Annotated in this window: 1 protein-coding gene; it reads right to left on the bottom strand. The window is 72.2% G+C overall.

What is annotated here, in order from left to right; genetic code table 11:
- The coding region (locus ACWJ6R_RS38455; protein ID WP_449066865.1) for a hypothetical protein at window positions 1-205 on the bottom strand (205 nt) is incomplete at both ends.

The raw sequence follows: 205 nt of genomic DNA, 5'->3' as shown, positions 1-205 counted from the left end.
CCTCAGACCGCTCCCGGCCATAGGTCGCGATCAGCGCCTGCGCCTCGATCGGGTCACCCAGCACGGTCCCGGTCCCGTGCGCCTCCACCACGTCGACATCCGCCGGCGAGAGATTCGCGTTCGCCAGCGCCTGCCGGATCACCCGCTGCTGCGACGGACCGTTCGGCGCCGTCAGCCCGTTGCTCGCCCCGTCCTGGTTGACCGC

The sequence above is a fragment of the Planomonospora algeriensis genome, from assembly GCF_977012225.1.
Note: the sequence above shows the minus strand (reverse complement) of the source record. Positions and strands in the feature narration are given on the sequence as shown.